This window comes from Allobosea sp. CER48 (assembly GCF_044752385.1).
GTDB lineage: Bacteria > Pseudomonadota > Alphaproteobacteria > Rhizobiales > Beijerinckiaceae > Allobosea.
The window spans coordinates 1-3,971 of the sequence record NZ_JBIWYK010000302.1 but is presented as its reverse complement, the minus strand read 5'-3'; the positions used below and the strand labels follow the sequence as shown (position 1 = coordinate 3,971).

Annotated in this window: 5 protein-coding genes; 2 read left to right on the top strand and 3 right to left on the bottom strand. The window is 67.8% G+C overall.

Annotated elements, in window-relative coordinates; genetic code table 11:
* Nucleotides 1-294, top strand: a 294-nt coding sequence (locus ACIPIA_RS11710) for a VWA domain-containing protein (protein WP_400509669.1), incomplete at its 5' end; no start/stop codon positions are given.
* Here ACIPIA_RS11710 and ACIPIA_RS11705 read toward each other — a convergent pair.
* The 3 genes from ACIPIA_RS11705 to ygfZ are packed head-to-tail and all read right to left on the bottom strand — an operon-like array spanning nt 269 to nt 2,438.
* The gene (locus ACIPIA_RS11705) at nt 269-895 is read right to left on the bottom strand and encodes a YfbR-like 5'-deoxynucleotidase (protein ID WP_400509667.1); all 627 of its coding nucleotides are present in this window, start codon (nt 893-895) and stop codon (nt 269-271) included. The genes ACIPIA_RS11710 and ACIPIA_RS11705 overlap by 26 nt on opposite strands.
* A complete protein-coding gene (locus tag ACIPIA_RS11700) occupies nt 895-1,539 on the bottom strand; it encodes a DNA-3-methyladenine glycosylase I (protein ID WP_400509665.1) in 645 nt (214 codons plus the stop codon). The genes ACIPIA_RS11705 and ACIPIA_RS11700 overlap by 1 nt, the downstream gene beginning before the upstream one ends.
* Complete coding sequence (gene ygfZ / locus ACIPIA_RS11695; RefSeq protein ID WP_400509663.1) at nt 1,536-2,438, bottom strand: CAF17-like 4Fe-4S cluster assembly/insertion protein YgfZ; 903 nt, start codon at nt 2,436-2,438, stop codon at nt 1,536-1,538. Before ygfZ ends, ACIPIA_RS11700 begins: the two co-directional genes overlap by 4 nt.
* Nucleotides 2,439-2,586: 148 nt before the next feature.
* Here ygfZ and ACIPIA_RS11690 point away from each other — a divergent pair, with 148 nt between their 5' ends.
* The gene (locus tag ACIPIA_RS11690) at nt 2,587-3,927 is read left to right on the top strand and encodes a dihydroorotase (RefSeq protein ID WP_400509662.1); all 1,341 of its coding nucleotides are present in this window, start codon (nt 2,587-2,589) and stop codon (nt 3,925-3,927) included.
* Nucleotides 3,928-3,971: the final 44 nt, after the last annotated feature.

Here is a 3,971-nt window from a genome sequence, read left to right as displayed (position 1 = left end):
ACCGAGCCGATGCTGAAGAAATACATGATCCTGCTGACCGACGGCGAAAACACCGAGAACCGCTTCACGACCTCGAGCACGTCGATCGACGACCGCACCAGGCAGTCCTGCCAGGGGATCAAGGGTGTCGGCATCAATCTCTATACGATCCGCGTGATCAACGGGAATGCGAGCCTGCTGAAGGAGTGCGCCAGCAAGCCCGAGATGTACTACGACGTGTCCTCCGCGGCGCAGCTCGGCCCGATCTTCAAGCAGATCGCCAATGAGATCAGCGCGGTCCGCCTGACCCACTGAGCATGCTGGCAAGCTCGGCGAAGCGCTCCAGGAAGCGCGCCTGCGCCGTCTCGGTATCGAGCGGCTCGAGCCAGCTCATCACTTCGTCCGGCAGCGCCTGCGGCCGGCCGAAGAATTTGAGGGCCTCCTCCCGCGCAAAGCCGGCGAGCCGCGTCGCCTCGAAGAAGGCGGCGATGGTGTCGGCTTCCTTCGTCTTTCGCTTCGGCACCGCGGGCGTCGCCGCCGGCAGGCCGAAGCGCAGGTGGATCGCAGCGAGCAGGCGCAACTCCACGCTCTTGTAGGCGTCACCCATCACCACCTTGAACGGCGAGATCATGTCGCCGATCACGTATTCCGGCGCGTCGTGCAGCAGCGCCACCAGCCGCCAGGCAGCGCTCCAGGCCGGGTTCAGATGGGCCGCGATCGCCTCGACCAGCAGGCAGTGCTGCGCCACCGAGAAGGAATGGGCGCCCCGCGTCTGCCCGTTCCAGCGTGCGACGCGGGCGAGCCCATGCGCAATGTCCTCGATCTCGATGTCGAGGGGAGAAGGATCTAGCAGGTCGAGCCGCCGGCCCGAGAGCATGCGCTGCCACGCGCGGGGCGGTTCGGGCTTGCGGACCATCAGGCGGCGGGGCGCGTGTCGCGGGCCAGCGCGGCGCATTCGCTCCAGCGGAAGCAGCCGGTCAGGTGGTCGTTGACCAGCCCGCATGCCTCCATGAACGCGTAGACGATGGTCGGCCCGCAGAAGGTGAAGCCAGCCTTCTTCAGTTCCTTCGAGATCGCCTCGGATACCTTGGTCTGCGTGGGCACCTCGCCCTGCGTGCGGAAGCTGTTCTGCAGGACGCGGCCATCGAGATGCTTCCAGAGGAAATCGGCGAAGGGTTCGCGTTCGCTGAGCCTGAGATAGGCCTGCGCGCTCCTGATCGTGCCTTCGATCTTGCCGCGATGGCGGATGATGCCGGGGTCGGCCAGCAGGCGCTGCACGTCTGTCTCGTCGAAGCGTGCGACGGTTTCCGGCTCGAAGCCGGCGAAGCCGCTGCGGAAGGCGTCGCGCTTGCGCAGGATGGTGATCCAGGACAGCCCGGCCTGGAAGCCATCGAGGATGAGCTTCTCCCAGAGAGCCCGGGAATCATATTCCGGCACGCCCCATTCGGTGTCGTGATAGGCGAGGTAGAGCGGGTCGGTGCCCGGCCAGCGGCAGCGGAACTTGCCGTCCGGCCCCTCGATCGCGGCGCGTTCCTCGCTCAGGACTGCTGCCTCGCTCATGGGGAGACTCCTGCCGCGGTGCCGAAGTCCGGCTCGCCTGGGAACGGGAAGCGGATGAAATCGGGCTTGTCCGCAAGGTGGAAGGCAAGCCCGCCTCCGCGCGGCGCGGTGCCCGACGCAAGCGCGTCGGCAAGCCGGTCCAGCCGAAGCAGCGCCAGCGCCCGCCCATTGGCGCCCGAGCCGATCGTTCCGAGCGGCTTGCCGCCCGCTACGGCCTCTGCACCGGTCTCCGTCGCGATACCGTCGTCGAAGACGATCGGCACGACGCGGGTGCGAGCGGTGCCGCGGTGCTGCATGCGGGAGACGACCTCCTGGCCGATGTAGCAGCCCTTCTTGAAGGAGACGCCGCCGAGCTGGTCGAGCAGGGCCTCATGCGGGAAGGTGTCGCCATAGGGGAAGTCACGGCCGCCGGCCGGCACGCCGAGCGCGATGCGGCGGTCGTGATAGGCCTCCGGCGCGGCCGAGACGAGTGCCTCGATGCCCTCCGCGTCGGCGATGGCGCGCTGGCCGAGCGCGGGCAGGCGCGGATCGTCGTAGATGATGCCGGCGCCTGCGGGCAGCGGCGTGCCATCCACCGAGGCGAGCACCGCGCTGCTCTCGGTGAGATCCTCCAGCGCGACCTTGGCGCGCAGCTTGTAGAGCTTCAGGCGTTTCATCAGATCGGCGGTCTGCAGCAGCGGGGCATCGAGCAGGAAGCCGCCGCCATCCTCCGGCGACAGCGCGACGACGAAGAAGTCGCAGATGATCTTGCCCTGCGGTGTCAGCAGCGCGCCGTAGCCGGCGGCATGGCCTGGTGCGACCGGATCGAGATCGTTGGTGACGAGATTCTGCAGGAAGTCACGGGCGTCCTCGCCGCTGACGCGGATGACGCCGCGGTCGATCAATCGGGTGGCGGTCATAGGCCATTCCAGTTCTGGTTTCGGGTCGAGCCTCGACAGCCGAAATGAAGCGATGGCGCCACCCGAAAACCGGTTTGGACTTCCGGCGGGGCGCGTTGGCCGATAGGTAGGCCGCATCCCGTCTTTGCTCAACCTCCGGAGACCCGCCATGCCCCAGACTTACGACGTCATCCTCAAGGGCGGCACGGTGGTCAATCAGGATGGCCGCGTCGCGCGCGACATCGGCATCATCGGCGGCAGGATCGTGGCGCTGGGCGATCTCTCGCAGGCTTCGGCGGGCGAGACCGTCGATTGCACCGGCCTGCATATCCTGCCGGGCGTGATCGACAGCCAGGTGCATTTCCGCGAGCCCGGGCTCGACCACAAGGAGGATCTGGAGACGGGTTCCCGCGCCGCCGCGCTCGGCGGCGTCACCTGCGTCTTCGAGATGCCGAACACGATTCCCCAGACGACGACGCCAGAGGCGCTGGCCGACAAGGTCCGGCGCGGGCGCCACCGCATGCATTGCGACTTCGCCTTCTGGGTCGGCGGCACGCATGAGAATGCCGCCGATGTCGCGGAGCTGGAGCGGTTGCCGGGCGCCGCGGGCATCAAGGTCTTCATGGGATCGTCGACCGGCGACCTGCTCGTCGAGGACGACAAGGGCGTGTCCGAGATCCTGAAGCGCACGCGCCGGCGCGCCGCCTTCCATTCCGAAGACGAGATGATGCTGCGCGAGCGCATGGGCCTGCGCGTCGAGGGCGACCCGTCGAGCCATCCGGTCTGGCGGTCGCCCGAGGTGGCACTGACCTGCACGAAGCGGCTGGTGCGGATCGCGCGCGAGACCGGCGCGCGCGTTCACATCCTGCACATCTCGACCGGGGACGAGATGGTATTCCTAAGGGACCACAAGGATGTCGCGACCGTCGAGGTGCTTCCGAACCATCTCACGCTCGTGGCGCCCGATTGCTACGAGCGCCTCGGCACCTACGCCCAGATGAACCCGCCGATCCGCGACGACAGCCACCGCCGGCGCATCTGGTGGGGGGTGGAGCAGGGCATCGTCGACGTGCTCGGCTCGGACCACGCCCCGCATACGCATGAGGAGAAGCACCATGCCTATCCCGCCAGCCATTCGGGCATGCCGGGCGTGCAGACGCTGGTGCCCGTGATGCTCGACCATGTGAATGCCGGCCGGCTTTCGCTGGAGCGGTTCGTCGACCTGACCAGCGCCGGCCCGCAGCGCATCTTCGGGCTGGAGGGCAAGGGCCGCATCGCTGTCGGCTATGATGCCGACTTCACCATCGTCGATCTCAAGCGCAGGCAGACGATCTCCAACGACTGGATCGCCTCGAAATGCGGCTGGACGCCCTATGATGGCGTCACCGTCACCGGCTGGCCGGTCGGCACCTTCGTGCGCGGCCTCAAGGTGATGTGGGAGGGCGATCTGACGGCCCCTTCGCGGGGCGAGCCGGCCCGCTTCCTGGAGGCACTGCCGCGGCGCGTCTGAGGGCCACGACGCAAAGAATCCGGCGGGCTCTCGAAACCCGCCGG

Bases quoted from the DNA above. Each gene is read 5' to 3' on its own strand.
- ACIPIA_RS11705 (WP_400509667.1), bottom strand. From the start codon at position 895: ATGGTCCGCAAGCCCGAACCGCCCCGCGCGTGGCAGCGCATGCTCTCG.
- ygfZ (WP_400509663.1), bottom strand. From the start codon at position 2,438: ATGACCGCCACCCGATTGATCGACCGCGGCGTCATCCGCGTCAGCGGC.
- ACIPIA_RS11690 (WP_400509662.1), top strand. From the start codon at position 2,587: ATGCCCCAGACTTACGACGTCATCCTCAAGGGCGGCACGGTGGTCAAT.
- ACIPIA_RS11700 (WP_400509665.1), bottom strand. From the start codon at position 1,539: ATGAGCGAGGCAGCAGTCCTGAGCGAGGAACGCGCCGCGATCGAGGGG.